Here is a 15822-nt window from a genome sequence, read left to right as displayed (position 1 = left end):
AACGAGCCGTGCCCAAGACCACCTTCACCCGCGAGGAAATCCAGTCGTTCGCCCAGCTCAGCCCGTTCGAGCTGAAGGACAAGTTCATCGAGATCGCCCGGGCCGTGCAGGAGGACAAGCCGGGCCAGAAGGAGAAGTCCATCCCGCAGATGCTCAACGCGGGCCGCGGAAACCCCAACTGGGTCGCCACAGGACCCCGCGAGGCCTTCTACGCGCTCGGCTACTTCGCCCTCTCCGAGTCCCGCCGCGTCTGGACCGCCGACAACCTGGGCGGCATGCCGGAGAAAGAGGGGTCGGGCGCCCGCTTCGACACCTTCGTACGGCAGCACCCGGATCTGCCCGGCATCGACCTGCTCCAGAAGTGCGTCGAGTACGCCGTCGAACGCTTCGGCTTCGTCAGGGACGACTTCATCCATGAGCTGACGGACTGCTCGGTCGGCGACAACTACCCGGTCCCGGACCGGATGATGAAGCACGCCGAGCAGATCGTCCGCGGCTACGTCACCGACGAGATGTTCGACCACAAGCCCCCGGCGGGCAACCTGAGCCTGTTCGCCACCGAGGGCGGCACGGCCGCGATGTGCTACATCTTCGACTCGCTCATGAAGAACGGCGTCCTGCACAAGGGCGACAAGATCGCCCTGATGGTGCCGGTCTTCACGCCGTACGTGGAGATTCCCGAGCTCGACACGTACGAGTTCGACGTGACGTACGTCCAGGCCAGCATGTTCGCCGAGGCGGGTGTGCGGGAGTGGCGCTATCCCGAGGAGGAGGTGGCCAAGCTCGCGGACCCCGCCATCAAGATGCTCTGCCTGGTCAATCCCTCCAACCCGCCCTCACTGGCGCTGAGTCAGCGCGTCGCGGACCAGATCAAGGAGATCGTCGCCACCTCGAACCCGAACCTGCTGATCGTGACGGACGACGTGTACGGGACGTTCGTCGAGGGCTTTCGCTCCATCGCCGCAGACCTGCCCCACAACACGCTGCTCGTCTACTCGTACTCCAAGCACTACGGCTGCACCGGCTGGCGGCTCGGCGTCATCGGCCTCAACGACGACAACGTCATCGACCAGCTCATCGCCGCTCTTCCGCGGGACGAGAAGGCCCGGCTCGCCAAGCGGTACGGGACGCTGACGCTGGAGCCCGAGAAGATCAAGTTCATCGACCGCCTCGTCGCGGACTCCCGGCAGGTGGCCCTGAACCACACCTCCGGTCTCTCGCTCCCCCAGCAGACGATGATGGTCCTCTTCTCCCTCTTCGACATGCTGGACGAGGGGCAGGCGTACAAGCTGCGTATCCGCGCGATCGTGCGGCAGAGGCTCGAACTCCTGCTGGAAGGAGCCGAGATGAAGGTCTCGGACGATCCGCACCGGGCCGGCTACTACATCGAGCTCGATCTGCTCGCCGAGGCGGAACGCGTCCACGGCAAGGACTTCGCCGACTTCCTCGAGAAGAACTACGAACCCGTCGACCCGCTGTTCCGCCTCGCCGAGCAGACCCATGTGGTGCTCCTGAACGGCGGCGGCTTCGAGGGGCCCGAGTGGTCGGTGCGGGTGTCGCTCGCCAACCTGGACGACCTCGACTACCTGAAGATCGGGCATCATCTGCGGGCGATCTTCAACGACTACGCGTCGGAGTGGCAGGCGAGCAGGGGCTAGAGGCTGGATGCCAGAGTCCAGACATGGGTGGCGCCCCGACCGGGTGGGGGGATGTGGGGTGCCGGTCGAGGCGCCGTGGGGGGCGGTGGCTATGGGGTGTCGCGGCTTTACTTGTAGACGCCGAGCGCCTTCGTGAAGGCGAGCGGCTCCTGCTCGATCGACGAACAGGTGGGCTGAGCCCCGTTGTTGGCGCCGCCCTCGCAGGCCTTGTCGCGGGTCGAGGACCACATGGAGAGCCAGCCGAGGCCCTTCTCCTCGGCGAACTTCACCAGCTGCGCGGCGTCGTCGACCTTGAAGACCTCGGTGGTGACGTCGTTGACGCCGATCATCGGGGTGACCGCGACGGCCTTCCATGCCGCCTCGTCGGACAGGTCGAGGGCGCCCTTGATCTGCTTCTGCGTGGCGGTCGCCGCGTCGATGGCGTACTGGCCCATGTCGCCGCTGTAGGAAGGCCCGTAGTCCATCGCCATGATGTTGACGGCGGAGACCTTGACGCCGTTCTTCTTGGCGTCGGCGACCAGGTCCACGCCCGGCTGCGTCAGGCCCTCGGGCATGACGGGCAGCGTGAACGAGACGTCCAGGCCCTCGTGGTCCTTCTGCAACTGCGCGATGGCCTGCGCGCGGCGGGTGTTGGCGGCGGTGTCGGGCAGGGCAGCGCCCTCGATGTCGAAGTCGACCTTGGTCAGCTCGTACTTGTCGATGACCTTGCCGTACGCCTCGGCGAGGGCGTCGGCGCTGTCGCACTTGAGGCCGAGCTCGGAGCCCGCGGCGCCGCCGAAGGACACGCTTACGTCGCCGCCCTTGGCCCGCAGGGCCGCTATCTGCGAGGCCACCTTGTCGTCGTCGAGTCCGGTGGTGCCGCCCCACAGGGGCTCGCAGCTGCCGCCGGAGGTGATGAAGGCGAGGTTGAACTCCTTCACGCCGGTCTTGTCGGCGGTGTCAACGAGGTCGTACGCCGGGGCGAGCGACGTGTCCACGAACGGGGCGAACTTGGCCTGCGCGGCTGCCTCGGCGGGGGTCTCCTCCGCGGGGGCCTTGGTCGCGAGGGCCGTCCCGGAGAAGAGGAAAGCGCCGCCGCCGACGAGGCCCGCGGCCACGATGCCGCCTATGACCTTGGACTTGGTGCTCACCGTGCGCCGATGGGTGCTGCTCATGGCGTGCCTGCCTTAGCTGTGCGGGGGGGGTGGGGGTGCGTCAGCAACTTAGCCCCGCGGGGGCGCGACATAGCGGGCAATCTGGGCTCTGCACTGGATCTTAGGGTGCGCTTAAGGAAGCGATCGGGAGCGTTTAATGGTGGGCTCCGGGTGCTCCCGGGTGCGAGCCGCGGACACCTTCCCGCGCTTCGCGCGGATCTTCTCCCGCCCACCCACCCGACACCCGGAGTCAGCCCCTGGACGGAAACTACCTGCGCTCCGTTCACAGTCGGACGCGGGGTGATCGGGTGGGAGGGCGGGAAAATATCCGCCGCGAAGCGGCGGTTCAGGGCCTAGCGGACGCTCGGGACACGCTTACGCCGACGTACGGAACCCCCGTGCCCACGCCCCCCGGCGACCGGCCGCCGCCCGTCCAGCTGGATCCAGATCCGGACCTCGGTCCCGCCGAGCACGGACCGCCCGATACGGACATCCCCGCCCGTGGACTCCGCGAGCTGCCGCACGATGTCGAGCCCCAGGCCGGTGGAACCGTCCGCCCCCGACCCCGCGCCCCGCGCCAACGCGGCCTCGGGGTCGGCGATGCCCGCCCCCGCGTCCGACACCAGGACGATCACGGCGTCCTCGCCGCTGTGCACGTCCACCGCGAACGCCGCGCCCTCCCGCGTGTGCCGGAAGACGTTGCCCAGCAACGCGTCCAGGGCGGCGACCAGTTCGGGCCGCGCGACCGGTATCCACACCGGCCGCTCCACCCCCGCGACGCGCGCCTCGCGCCCCTCGTCCTCGGCGAGCGCCGACCAGAAGGCCATCCGGTCCCGGATCACCTCGGAGGCGTCGCAGCCCGCACCGGGGCCGACCGTCACGGTCTGCGGTTTGGCGTCGCGTGCGGTACGGATGATCGTGTCGACCTCGCGTTCGAGCTTCTCCACCGCGATACGGGTCTGCTCGGCCGCGGGGCCGTCGCCCAGCGAGGCCGCGTTGAGCCGCAGCACCGTCAGCGGGGTGCGCAGGCGGTGCGAGAGGTCCGCCGCGAGCTCGCGTTCGTTGGCCAGGAGTTGCACCACCTGGTCGGCCATGGAGTTGAACGCCACGGCCGCAAGGCGCAGTTCGGTCGGCCCCTCCTCCTGGACCCGCGCGCCCAGCTTTCCCTCGCCGAGGGACTGCGCCGCGCCCACGAGCCGCTTGGCGGGCTGCACCATCCGTACGCCGAGCCGGTCCGCCACCGCCACGGACCCGATGATCAGCGCGACGCCGACCCCCGCGAGCACCAGCCAGGCCGTGGTCACGCCGTTGCTGACCGCGCCCTCGGGCACGAAGATCTCGACCACGGCGATCTGGGTGGAGCTCAGGGCCGTCGGCTGGAGCAGCGCGAAGCCGCCGTCGACCGTGACCGTCCTGGCCCGGCCCTCCTTGCGTGTGATCTCCACCGCGCGCGCGTCGGCCCGCCGGTCGCCGATCTCCAGGGCAGGTGCCTTGTCGACGGCCGGTACGTGCACGGCCATCCGCCCCTCGCCGCCCGCCTCGGACGTGGCGACGGCCCGCGTCAGCTGATCGCGGTCGGTGGTGATGGAGAGCGTGGGGCCCATGCCGGCCGCGTGCCGCTCGGCGTTGGAGAAGGCGCGGTCCCTGGCCATCTCCTGGATGACCAGGCCGAGCGGTACGGCGAAGGCCACCACGACCATCGTCGTGACGGCCAGGCACACCTTGACGAGCGCCCACCTCACAGCGGTGGCTCCAGCTTGACGCCGACACCCCGCAGCGTGTGCAGATAACGCGGCCGGGCGGCGGTCTCGCCCAACTTCCTGCGCAGCCACGACAGATGTACGTCGATGGTCTGGTCGTCCCCGTAACTCTGCTGCCACACCTCGGCGAGCAGCTCCTTGCGGGGTATGACGACACCCGGCCGGCCGGCGAGGAAGGCGAGCAGATCGAACTCGCGCCGGGTCAGGTCGAGCCGCGCCCCGTCCAGCTCGGCCTGGCGGCGCAGCGGGTCGATGGCGAGCCCGCCGACCCGTATCTCGCTGCTCGGCGGGGTCTCGCCCGCCGGGACGCGCGAGCGGCGCAGGACGGCGGCCATCCGGGCGGAGAGGTGCTCCACGGAGAACGGCTTGGTCAGATAGTCGTCGGCGCCGTCGTTCAGGAGCCTGACGATCTCGGCCTCGTCGTCACGCGCGGTGGCGATGATCACGGGGACGTCGGTGATCCCGCGGAGCATCTTGAGCGCCTCCGACCCGTCCAGATCGGGCAGACCGAGATCCAGGATCACCACGTCGAACCGGAAATGGGCCACCTCGCGCAGCGCCTCAAGGGCCGTGCCGACGCTGCGCACGGTGTGCGATGCCTCGGTCAGATGCCGGATGAGAGCGGAGCGTACGAACTGGTCATCCTCGACGACGAGCACACTTGCCATGGGCGGCACCGTACGCCATCTGGGTGAGCCGGGTCTCCCGGGACGACGGTGGGCCCAGCGGTCCGAGTGGTGCAGTATGGCTCGCGATGCGCAGAGGACTCATACACGCAATAGCTTGGTCGCTCGCCACGGGCGCGGCGGTCACACTCTCCTGGTGGGGTGTCCACACGGTCATGGCGGGCACCGCCTACGACCCGCCGCGTGCCGTTCCGCTGGCCGCCGACGGCGACCGCGCCGAGCCGCTCTCGTCCTCCACGCACCGCCCGGACCCGACGCCGACCCCCACGCCCTCGAAGTCGAAGTCGAAGAAGCCCTCGAAACCCGCCAAGTCCCCCGAGAGCAAGCCGTCGAAGACGAGCACGAGCAGGCCGAGCTCCCCCTCCGCGCCCGCGCCCGCACCGGGCAACGTGAAGAGCTACTCCTCCGAAGGCGGCCGGGTCGTCTTCGACCTCGGCAAGGAATCCGCGACGCTGGTCTCGGCGACTCCGGCGGCGGGCTGGTCGGTGCAGGTGTGGAAGCAGGACACCTGGATCCGGGTGCAGTTCACGTCGGGCGCCGAGAAGGTCTCGGTGTTCTGCACGTGGCACGACCACGCCCCGGCGGTAGAAATCAACGAGTACTGACCGGTTGGTTCAGCGGATGCCCCAGAGTTGAAAAAGTCCGGACGGAAAGAGCCGCGCAAGCCCCGACGGGCCGTCCTCAGCGCAAGCCCCGGTGGGCCGTCCTCAGCGGAAGCCCGACGGGCCGTCCTCAGCGGAACACCGAAGGGGGCGGCGCGGGCGACGCCACCGCGCTCGCGTCCGTGACCGCCGCCGCTCCCCCGCTGAAGTCGATCAGCGCCCTGCCGTGCTCGACCCGCGCCGGATGCGAGTCCCCCGCACTGCGCCGGGTCAGCTCCGCGACCGGCAGCGGCCGGTCGCAGGCCACGAGCACCGCGTTGCCGAACCGCTTGCCGCGCAGGACCGCGGGGTCGGCGATGAGCGCGAGTTCCGGGAAGAGCGCGGCGGCGGTGGCGAGCTGGCCGCGCAGATGCGCGAGGGGCGGCCCGTCGGCGAGGTTCGCCGCGTAGTACCCGCCGGGCTTCAGGACCCGGCGTACGTCACCGAGGAACTCGGCGCTCGTGAGGTGCGCGGGGGTCCGTGCGCCGCTGAAGACGTCGGCCACGACGAGGTCCGCCCAGCCGTCCGCGATCTTCGCGAGCCCTTCGCGGGCGTCGGTGCCGCGCACCCGCACCCGCGCCTGCGGGTCCAACGGCAGTTCCCTGCGGACCAGTTGTATGAGTGCCGCGTCGCGCTCGATGACCTGCTGGGTGGAGCGGGGTCGGGTCGCGGCTATGTAGCGGGCGAGGGTGAAGGCGCCGCCGCCCAGGTGCAGGGCCTGTATCGGCTTGCCGGGCGGCGCGACGAGGTCGGCGGCATGACCGAGCCTGCGCTGGTACTCGAAGTCGAGATACGCCGGGTCGTCGAGGTCGACATGGGACTGCGGGGCACCGTCCACGAGCAGCGTCCACGCGCGCGGCCTGTCCCGGTCGGGCATCAGCTCGGCGAGCCCGCCGTCCACCTTCTCGACGACGGCTTGCGCCTCTTCCCGGGACCGCCTGTTCCTTGCCATCGGTCCATTATCGGCGTACGCGGACGGGGCGGCCCGATGACCTTGGGGCACCGCCCCGCCGCGGGCTCAGCGGCAGTTGTCGGCGGCCTCGATCGTGCGGGCCGCGATCCCGAGCGCCGCACGCAGGACGGCGGGATCGGTGACCGGATCGGTCTCCGCGGGGGACAGCAGCCAGCCGGTGCCCGCGACGGGGGGCGGCGGGGTGGCCGGCCCCGGCTCCGTGTGCGGGCGGGTGCCGCGCCCGAAGGTCTGCGTACATGCGCTGCCCGGCAGGTCCCAGCCGGCGGCGGTACCGGGCGGCACCAGGAAGCCGAGGGTGTCGCAGCCGCCGTCGTGCAGGACGGGGCCGACGGCGTCACCCGCCCCGCGGCGCAGGATGTCGACGGCTTCGAGGCCCTGGCGGGCCGGAACGGTGACGAGATCACAGAAGTCGGCACAGTCGCCGGGCCCGGCGCTCTGCCCCGGCCCCTGCCGTGCTCCCTGCCATGGCCCCTGTTGCGGTGGTGCGCTGCGGTCCTGGGTGGGCAGGTGCCGTGCCGTAGTCAGCGACGCCCGCGCTTCGCCGTTCTCCGCGCCGGTCTCGAACAAGGGAACCCCTCCTCGCAAGGGTGGGAGCCGCGTCGCTCCCTCTCCGCATGGTTCAACGCGGCACGCTGTCAACAGCTACGGCGTAATGCCGCCGCAAAGGATGGCAGTTCATGGCAGATCATGGGTGAGATATCCGGTTTGTAGCCAAACTCTGCGTGTGGGCCCCATCACTGACGGTACGTTCTTGCTTCGCCGGAACAGGGGCAGCATCGTCGGATCCGCAGGATTCGACGCACTCCGGCACGATCCGTACGAGAGGGTCAGGCCATGGCGTCGTCACCGATGGCATCGTCAACTCAGTCCCCACGCCCGAATCTTCGCTTCCGGCAGCTGCGCGGGCAGCGCTCACCGGGCGAGTTCGCCGCCGTGATCCGCCGGGCCGCCCGCGAGATCGGTGAGCGCGTCAGCTGCGACGCCCGGTACGTGGGGCGTGTCGAGGCGGGTGAGATCCGCTGTCCCAACTACGCGTACGAGCGGGTCTTCCTGCACATGTTCCCCGGCCGGACGCTCACGGATCTGGGGTTCTCGCCCCGCTCCGCAGTGCGCGGGCGGGGAGCGCGCACCGAGTCCCGAGCGCCTGTGTCACACACCACGATCCGTCTGTATGAGTCTTCTCCGTCCGGGCCGACCGGCTCCGAAACGCACGAGTGCGACCCGTACGAGATCCAGAGCCACGAGGAGAGCGACGTGCGGCGTCGCGCATTCATGAGCGGCACGGCCTCCGCGGCCGCCGCCTCTTTGGGTTCCTTCGGGTTCGCCGCCCCGAGTCCGGCCGAGGCCACCGCACGTCGCGGCGGCCGGGCGGGCGAGGCCGAGGTGAGCGCGGTCGAGGAAGCCGTACGACAGATCAGACTGCTCGACGACCGGCACGGCGCCGACGGCCTCTACCGCCGCGCCGCCACCCCGCTGCGCACCGCGTACGCCCTGCTCGACGCGGGCACCACCCGGCAGTCCACGGCGGAGCGGCTGCACACGGGCGCCGGTGAACTGGCCATCTCCGTGGGCTGGCTCGCGCACGACTCGGGCCGGTTCGACGACGCCCGCTCGCACTACGCGGAGGCCCTCGCCACGTCCCGGATGGCCGGAGACCAGGCCCTGGAGGCACACGCCTTCTGCAACACGGCCTTCCTGGCGCGCGATGCCGGGCGGCCCCGCGAGGCGGTGCGTGCGGCGCAGGCGGCGGCCAGGGCGGCCCTTCCGCTCGCGTCGCCGAGGCTGCTCTCGCTCGTCTCGCTGCGCGAGGCCGGGGGCTGGGCGGGGCTCGGCGACCGGGCCGGCTGCGAACAGTCGCTGGCCCGCGCGCACGCCCTCTTCGACCGGGGCCCTTCGGACACCGACCCGGAGTGGATGACCTTCTACGGACCCGCCGAGCTGGAGGGTCTCGAGGCGCAGTGCTGGTCGGCGCTCGGCGACTGGAACCGCGCCGCCCGGCACGCGCGGCGCGCCGTGAGCGTGGCATCGGCGCAGACCCCGCAGTTCACCCGGAACATCGCCCTCTACACCGCGGAACTCGCCGACGACCTCGCCCGCGCGGGCCGTCCCGACGAGGCGGCCACCGCCGGTATGCGGGTCATCGCGCTCCTGGACGAGGTGCAGTCCTCGCGCATCCAGTCGATGCTCGCCACGACGGCACGGGTGCTGCTTCCGCACCGGCGGGCTTCGGGGGTGTGCGGCTTCCTGGAGCGGCACGCCTCGCTGCCCCGGGTGGTCTGAGCGCGAACGGCGGGGAGCGCGCGGGGTACGCGAACGGCGGGGGCGCGGGTCGTCCGGCCGGCACCTAGGCCAGGTGACCCGTCTCGTTCCACGACTCGATGGCCGGCTCTCCGTAGGCCCAGCCGAGGGCGGAGATCGAGGTCGGGCTGAGGCGGATGCGGGCGGCGAAGTCGATGCCGAGACCGAGCCAGCGCGCGCCGATGGACCGCAGGATGTGGCCGTGCGCGAAGACCAGGACATCGCGGTCCGCGCCGCGCGCCCAGTCCACCACCTCGTCCGCGCGGGCGGTGACCTGCGCCAGGGTCTCGCCCCCCGGAACGCCGTCGCGCCAGATGAACCAGCCGGGGCGTACGTCCTGGATCTCGGCCGGGGTCATGCCCTCGTAGGAGCCGTAGTCCCACTCCATGAGCGCGTCCCAGGTGGTGGCACGGTCCCCGAAGCCGGCGATCTCGCAGGTCTCGCGCGCACGCGCCAGGGGGCTGGTGCGCACCTCGACGTCCGGGAGGCCGTCGTAGGGGGCGCGGTGCAGGCGCTCGCCCAGGAGCTTCGCGCCGTTGCGGCCCTCTTCGAGGAGCGGGATGTCCGTCCTGCCGGTGTGCTTCCCGGACAGGGACCACTCCGTCTGTCCGTGCCGGGCCAGCAGGATGCGCGGTGCCATGTCGAGCCTTTCCGAGCCGACGGCGGCCGTGGGGACCATCGGCTGTCATAGAGCGAATTCTGTGGACAGACAGCTGTCCGTGCCCTCCATCATCACTCACGCGCGATGTCGCGATCATCCCTGCCCACATCGCGATCATCCGTGCCCACAAGGAGCAACCCGCTCGTCGATCTCAGCGTCTAAGACAGCCGGGGACCGCCTCAGAACGGTCTCGCGTACGCCGTAGGGTGAGGCCGCGGCGAACACCGCGTGAACAAGAACGGATGGGGGACCGACCGGATGCCGCAGACCGACACTCCGGGCACCGGCGGCACGAGCGGGCTCCGGCTTCGCTGGTGGACGGAGCTGCCGCTGATCGTGCTGGTGTACGCCGCTTACTCGGCAGGCCGGCTGCTCGCGCGCGGCGACGTGTCGACCGCCGTCGACCACGGCGTGGGCATACTGCGCATCGAGCAGTTCCTGCGCCTCAACGCGGAGAGTCCGCTGAACCGTCTCTTCACCGAGCACTCCTGGATAGGCATCCCCGCCGACTTCTGGTACGCGTCGCTGCACTATCTGGTGACGCCCCTGATACTCGTCTGGATCTTCCGCAGCCGCGCGGTCCACTTCCGCGTCGCGCGCGCGTGGCTGATGACCTCCACCATGATCGGCCTGATCGGCTTCACGCTCCTGCCGACCTGCCCGCCCCGGCTGCTGAGCGTGGGCCACGGCTTCGTCGACACCATGGCGCAGTACAGCGACTACGGCTGGTGGGGCGGCGAGGCGAGTGCGCCGCGCGGGCTCGGCGGCATGACCAACCAGTACGCGGCGATGCCGAGCCTGCACGTGGGGTGGGCGCTGTGGTGCGGGGTGATGCTGTGGCGCCACGGGCGTTCGCCGCTGACCAGGGTCGCGGCGGTGGCCTACCCGCTCATCACCACGATCGTCGTGATGGGCACCGCGAACCACTACTTCCTCGACGCCGTCGCGGGCGCCGCGGTGATGGGCGCCGGCCTGCTTCTCGTACGGCCCGTGCTGCGGCTGGCGGACCGGGTCAAGGCACGGGTGCGGTTGCCGCTGGCGGTTGCGGGGGCGTCGCGGGGTGCGGGGGCTTCGTCGGGTGCAGGGGCTTCGTCGGGTGCGGCGGGTTGGTCCGCGGACCCGGGGGTCGGGTCTGCGGACGTGGTGGTCGGCGCGGGCTCGCCGACGGCCGGATCGGCGGCCGGATCGGCGGGCCCGCCGACGGTTCCGTCGCCGGTTCCGTCGCCGGTCTCGTCATCGGTCTCGGCAGGGGCCTCTTCAGCGGTCTCGTATGCCCCAGAGTCCTCAATTGTCAGTGCCGGGTGCCAGACTTCGACAGGTGAGCGAATTCCCCGGCCGCGCAAGCGGCCTGCCGAGCCAGGCGCCGAGCCGAGTGCCCGACCCGCCGAAGCGGGGGACAGCACTCCGACAGCGGCTCGCTGAGCTGCGCGGACCGGACGTCCCCGCTCAGCCGCTGGACGCCCGCGCTCTCGCGGCCCTCGCCGCGAATCCGGGGTGCCAGCGGCGTGCACTGCTCGACGGGGCGGGCGTGGACAAGGCGACGCTCGCGCAGTCACTCGGCTCCCCCGCCTCCTTCGGGCAGTCGCAGTTCGCGTTCATGCGGGGCAATGCCTTCGAGGCGAAGGTCAAGGCGGACGGCGGCGCCGAGCTGCTGCGTCTGGTGCACGGCAGGCTCGGGGGCGGTCCTGAGCCGGTGCCCGGCGAATCGTCCGTCCCGGACCTCTCCGCGGTGGGCCCCGAGGGCCGTGCGGCACGCACCTCGCTGGCGCTGCGCGAGGCGACGACGACGCAGGGCTGGACCCTCCTCGACCACCCGATGCTGGCGCTCGACGTCGCCGGGACCCCCGCCTTCCTGGAACCGGACGCGGTGGTGGTCCACCCCGACGGCACCTGGACGGTCGTGGAGATCAAGTCCTTCCCGATGCTCGACGGTTCGGCGGACGCGGCGAAGGTGGGAGCGGCGGCGCGCCAGGCAGCGGTGTACGCACTGGCGCTCGAAGAGGTGGCGGCGCGCCTGGACCCGGCTCCCCCGGTCCGGCACCACGTGCTTCTGGTCTGCCCCAAGGACTTCTCGAACTCTCCCACGGCATCGGCGATCGACGTACGCAAACAGCTCTCGGTGACGCGGCGCCAACTGGCCCGGCTGACCCGTATCGAGGACATCGCGGCAGCGCTTCCGGAGGGCACCACCTTCGACGTGACCCGCCCCGCCGCCGATCTGACGGCAGCGGTCGAGTCGGTCCCGGCGACGTACGCCCCCGAGTGCCTGGCCGCCTGCGAACTGGCCTTCCACTGCCGCGAACGGGCCCGCGAGCAGGACGCGGTGACGGCTCTGGGCCGTGCGGTACGGGGCGAACTGGGCGGCCTGACAACGGTCACCGCGGTCCTCTCCGCGGCGAACGGCACCACGGGCGATCCGTCGGACCCGGCGGTGGCGGCGTTGCGCAGAGCGGCTGCGCTGAGGCAGGAGGCGTTGGCCGGCGCGGACACCCCGGGCGAGCACACGGGGGCCGCGCCATGCTGACGCCCCTCGCACCAGTGCCACCCACCCACGCCCCCGCGGCAGCCATGCCTTTCCGGCCCACCCACCTCCCACACCCTGCCGGAGCCGCACCCCCGCACCGACACCCCACGGCAGCCACGCGCTTCCGGCCCGCCCACGTCCCACACCGACACCCCGCAGCAACCGCACCCTCCCCACCCGCCCACGCTCCGCACCAACACCCCGTGGCAACCACGCCCCTCCCTCCCACCCGCCCTTCCCGGCGCTTCCCCGCGACCGCTCCTTTCCCGCCCGCCCGTCGACCGGTCCGTTCTTCGGCGCGTGGGAGCTGCCGGGTAATCGGGTGGGTGGGCGGGGAAAATTCGCCGCGAAGCGGCGGCCGGGCAGCGAACACCGGCCCGCAGACGCCGACGCACAGCGCAGCGACCCCGCACAGCGCAGCGACCCCGCAGGGGAGGACAACCTGATGTCGCTGATCGACAACCTCGCACGCCTGGAGGCGGTAGCGACAGGCCGGGCCCAGCCGAGAGCAACGACCCGGCACCGCCACCTCTCCCAGCGCCCCCTCGTCCTCGTCCCCCTCACCACCGCGGGCGAGGCAGGCGCCCCGCTCGGCGCGCTCGTGGGGACCGAGCGGACCTCGCCCCGCCTGCTGGTCGTCCCCCAGCCCCGCGACCGCGACCTCCGCTTCACCTTCCTCGCCCAACTCGCGGACACCGTCCTGGAGTACGTGGACTCGTTCGCGGACGACGTCGAAGCCGCGGAACGCAGCGAGACGGACCCGGAGACCGGAAAGCGCGTCAAGGTGGAGGTCGAACTCTGCCAGGACGCGCCGCAGTTGATCGTCCCGAGCCGCGCCGGCATCGACTTCGTACGGCTCATCGGCCGCTCCACCCGATTCCGCCGCACCGCGGAGCAGGATCCGGAGACCCCGTATCCCGCCCCGCCCCGCGTCCCCCTCCTCGGTCGCTGGCTGACTCACTTCGGGGAGCGGGCCCGCGTCCCCGGCTCCTCCCTCCTCGTCGCCATGACCGAGCTGCTCTCCCGGCACTGGGCCACCGGGCAGAGCAGCCTCGAAGACCAGCATCTGGGCGCCCTGCTCGCCTGGATCGAAGCCCCGGAGGGCGCATCCGGGGCCGACGCCGCCCTCCGCGCCGAGCTGGCGCGGGACAAGGACGGCCAGCTGCTCTGTCCGCCCGCGGGCCCGGCCACCGACCCGGCGTTCGACAACCGCCTCCTCGCCCCGGCCATCGAGCGCTACGACCGCGCTCGCGGAGTCCTCGCCACCGCCGAGGACGGCATCGAGGCGGACACCCGGCTCGCCGCCCTCGCCGCGGCCGAGCGGGAGATCCGCTCCCTGATCGAGAGCAGGACCCGCCCCACCTGGGACGCGGTATGGCGGGGCCTCGACGCGCTCTGCACACTCCCCGAGGCCCCGCACGCCGCCGACCGCTGGACCCGCGACCGGTGGTCCTTCACCGGCCACCGGGACCGCGTGAGGGCGGGCGAACCACCGCAGCCCCGCATCGACGACGCGGTGACGGCGGCGAACAAGCTGGCGGCGCGCGAGCGCGAACAGGCCCGTCTTGAGGCCCAGGAAGCACTCGACGACCCCCTGGTGATGGCGGGCCGCCGGCTCGCGGGCGAGGCGTTCGAGGGCGAGGTGACCGAGGTGGTGATGGCGTACAGCGAGAGCAGGAGTCCGCGGCCGCGCCCGCTGGTCACGGTCCGCACGGACGACCGCCCGCACCTGGCCGAGCGGGCGAAGGTGTATCGCTCGCTGCAAGGCAAGCCGCAGACCGCCGAGTTCGTCACGTACGAGGGCGAAGGCCTCGTCGTGCTGCGCGTCACCGACAAGATGGGCCGCGGCAAGGAGCCCGAGCCCGGCTCCGTGCCGGGCAAGGGTGACCGGATCTGCTGGACGCTCTTCGAGCACGAGCAGCGCGGCGGCCCCGGGCTCCCCGACCCCGAGGCGACTCCGTGGACCCATGGCGGCCCGCCGGGCGACGCCGCCGAGCGCCCTGACCCCGTGACGCCGGAGGACATCCTGTGAGTCCGACCGCCCCCTTCGACCGCGCCGCCGACCGCGCTTCCTTCGATCCCGGCGCGGCGGCCGCCCGTGCCACGGACGCGATCCTGCACGACACGCTGCACGGCGCGCAGCGCGGCGTCGTCGTCGACTCGCCGCCCGGCGCGGGCAAGTCGACCCTCGTGGTCCGCGCGGCCCGCGAACTGGCCGCCGCGGGACGCCCCCTGATGGTGATCGCCCAGACGAACGCGCAGGTCGACGACCTGGTCCTGCGTCTCGCCGAGAAGGACCCCGAGCTGCCGGTGGGCCGCCTGCACAGCAGCGACCCGGACGCGTACGACAAGGCCCTGGACGATCTCCCCTTCGTCCGTACGTCCACGAAGGTCACCGACCTGGCGGGTCTTGACGTCGTCGTGTCGACCGCCGCGAAGTGGGCGCATGTCGAGGTCTCCAAGCTCGACGCGCCCTGGCAGCACGCCATCGTGGACGAGGCGTATCAAATGCGCTCGGACGCGCTGCTCGCCGTGGCCGGGCTCTTCGAGCGGGCCCTGTTCGTGGGCGACCCCGGCCAGCTCGACCCGTTCTCGATCGTGGGTGCGGAGCAGTGGGCGGGCCTCGCGTACGACCCGTCGGCGAGCGCGGTGACGACGCTCCTCGCGCACAACCCTGAACTGCCGCAGCACCGCCTGCCGGTGTCCTGGCGGCTGCCGGCGTCGGCGGCTCCGCTGGTCTCCGCGGCGTTCTACCCGTACACCCCGTTCCGCAGCGGCACGGACCACGGCGACAGGACGCTGAGCTTCGGCGTGCCGTCGGACGGTTCGGGCCCGGACCGGGTGATCGACGAGGCGGCGGAGGCGGGCTGGGGCCTGCTCGAACTGCCCGCTCGGAACACGCCGCGCACGGATCCCGAGGCGGTGCGCGCGGTGGCGCAGGTCGTCCGGCGGCTCCTGGACCGCGGCGGCGCGGCCGTCTCGGAACGCGGCCCGGACCCCACGCCCCTCACGGCCGACCGCATCGCCGTCGGCACCGCGCACCGCGATCAGGCGGCGGCGGTGCGGGCGGCCCTCGCGGAGCTCGGTGTCGCGGATGTGACGGTGGACACGGCCAACCGGCTCCAGGGCCGCGAGTTCGACGTGACGGTGGTTTTGCACCCGCTCTCCGGCCGCCCGGACGCCACCGCGTTCCACCTGGAAACGGGCCGTCTCTGCGTCCTGGCGTCCCGGCACCGGCACGCCTGCATCGTTGTCTGCCGAGCAGGTGTGAGCGAACTGCTGGACGACCACCCCTCGACGGAACCGGTCCAGCTGGGTGTCACGGTGAAGTTCCCGGACGGCTGGGAGGCCAATCACGCGGTCCTGGCCCGCCTCGCCGAACACCGGGTGCCGTGGCGGCCGTAGGCACGTGGCCTCAGGGCCCCCTTGCGCAGCAAGGGAGAATGGAAGACGGCCCCACGGCCGGACACCGTACGAGGAGGATGAAC

12 protein-coding genes and 1 pseudogene are annotated in these 15822 nt (G+C 71.8%); 7 read left to right on the top strand and 6 right to left on the bottom strand.

The features are described 5' to 3' along the window. The first annotated feature begins 8 nt into the window (after positions 1-8). The gene (locus tag IE226_RS07930; protein ID WP_190080315.1) at positions 9-1658 is read left to right on the top strand and encodes a bifunctional aspartate transaminase/aspartate 4-decarboxylase; all 1650 of its coding nucleotides are present in this window, start codon (positions 9-11) and stop codon (positions 1656-1658) included. Positions 1659-1765: 107 nt separating this feature from the next. Here IE226_RS07930 and IE226_RS07925 read toward each other — a convergent pair. The 3 genes and pseudogenes from IE226_RS07925 to IE226_RS07915 all read right to left on the bottom strand — a co-directional run. Continuing rightward, positions 1766-2656 (bottom strand): annotated as a pseudogene (locus IE226_RS07925) (chitinase); the annotation flags it as partial. A 488-nt stretch (positions 2657-3144) separates the two neighbouring features. Beyond that, the gene (locus tag IE226_RS07920) at positions 3145-4533 is read right to left on the bottom strand and encodes a sensor histidine kinase (RefSeq protein WP_190080313.1); all 1389 of its coding nucleotides are present in this window, start codon (positions 4531-4533) and stop codon (positions 3145-3147) included. Beyond that, complete coding sequence (locus tag IE226_RS07915; RefSeq protein ID WP_190080312.1) at positions 4530-5219, bottom strand: response regulator transcription factor; 690 nt, start codon at positions 5217-5219, stop codon at positions 4530-4532. The genes IE226_RS07920 and IE226_RS07915 overlap by 4 nt, the downstream gene beginning before the upstream one ends. A gap of 86 nt (positions 5220-5305) precedes the next feature. Here IE226_RS07915 and IE226_RS07910 point away from each other — a divergent pair, with 86 nt between their 5' ends. Continuing rightward, positions 5306-5842, top strand: a complete 537-nt coding sequence (locus IE226_RS07910; RefSeq protein WP_190080311.1) for a hypothetical protein — start codon at positions 5306-5308, stop codon at positions 5840-5842. Between the two features lie 127 nt (positions 5843-5969). Here the strand turns inward: IE226_RS07910 and IE226_RS07905 are convergent, their stop codons facing one another. Continuing rightward, a complete protein-coding gene (locus IE226_RS07905) occupies positions 5970-6830 on the bottom strand; it encodes a spermidine synthase (protein ID WP_190080310.1) in 861 nt (286 codons plus the stop codon). 66 nt (positions 6831-6896) lie between these two features. Beyond that, positions 6897-7418, bottom strand: coding sequence for a hypothetical protein (locus IE226_RS07900; RefSeq protein WP_190080309.1), 522 nt, complete (start codon positions 7416-7418; stop codon positions 6897-6899). 267 nt (positions 7419-7685) lie between these two features. Here IE226_RS07900 and IE226_RS07895 point away from each other — a divergent pair, with 267 nt between their 5' ends. Further along, positions 7686-9131 (top strand): NsdA family TPR-like regulatory protein, encoded by a 1446-nt coding sequence (locus IE226_RS07895; RefSeq protein ID WP_190080308.1) that lies wholly within the window; start codon positions 7686-7688, stop codon positions 9129-9131. Positions 9132-9195: 64 nt separating this feature from the next. On the opposite strand, the gene IE226_RS07890 is transcribed toward IE226_RS07895, so the two are convergent. Next, complete coding sequence (locus IE226_RS07890; protein WP_190080307.1) at positions 9196-9789, bottom strand: histidine phosphatase family protein; 594 nt, start codon at positions 9787-9789, stop codon at positions 9196-9198. Between the two features lie 279 nt (positions 9790-10068). Between IE226_RS07890 and IE226_RS07885 the strand changes: the two genes are divergently transcribed. The 4 genes from IE226_RS07885 (at position 10069) to IE226_RS07870 (ending at position 15739) form a co-directional block, all read left to right on the top strand. Then, on the top strand, positions 10069-11232 hold the full coding sequence (locus IE226_RS07885) for a phosphatase PAP2 family protein (RefSeq protein ID WP_190080551.1): 1164 nt from the start codon (positions 10069-10071) through the stop codon (positions 11230-11232). Next, a complete protein-coding gene (locus IE226_RS07880; protein ID WP_190080552.1) occupies positions 11183-12334 on the top strand; it encodes a hypothetical protein in 1152 nt (383 codons plus the stop codon). Before IE226_RS07885 ends, IE226_RS07880 begins: the two co-directional genes overlap by 50 nt. Positions 12335-12779: 445 nt before the next feature. Then, positions 12780-14366: a hypothetical protein gene (locus IE226_RS07875; protein ID WP_190080550.1), complete on the top strand. Its 1587-nt coding sequence runs from the start codon at positions 12780-12782 to the stop codon at positions 14364-14366. Continuing rightward, positions 14363-15739, top strand: coding sequence for an AAA domain-containing protein (locus IE226_RS07870; protein WP_190080306.1), 1377 nt, complete (start codon positions 14363-14365; stop codon positions 15737-15739). Before IE226_RS07875 ends, IE226_RS07870 begins: the two co-directional genes overlap by 4 nt. Positions 15740-15822: the final 83 nt, after the last annotated feature.

It is taken from the genome of Streptomyces longisporoflavus (assembly GCF_014649775.1).
Lineage (GTDB): Bacteria > Actinomycetota > Actinomycetes > Streptomycetales > Streptomycetaceae > Streptomyces > Streptomyces longisporoflavus.
The sequence above is the reverse complement of the archived record's forward strand: the minus strand, read 5'-3'. Positions and strand labels throughout refer to the sequence as shown.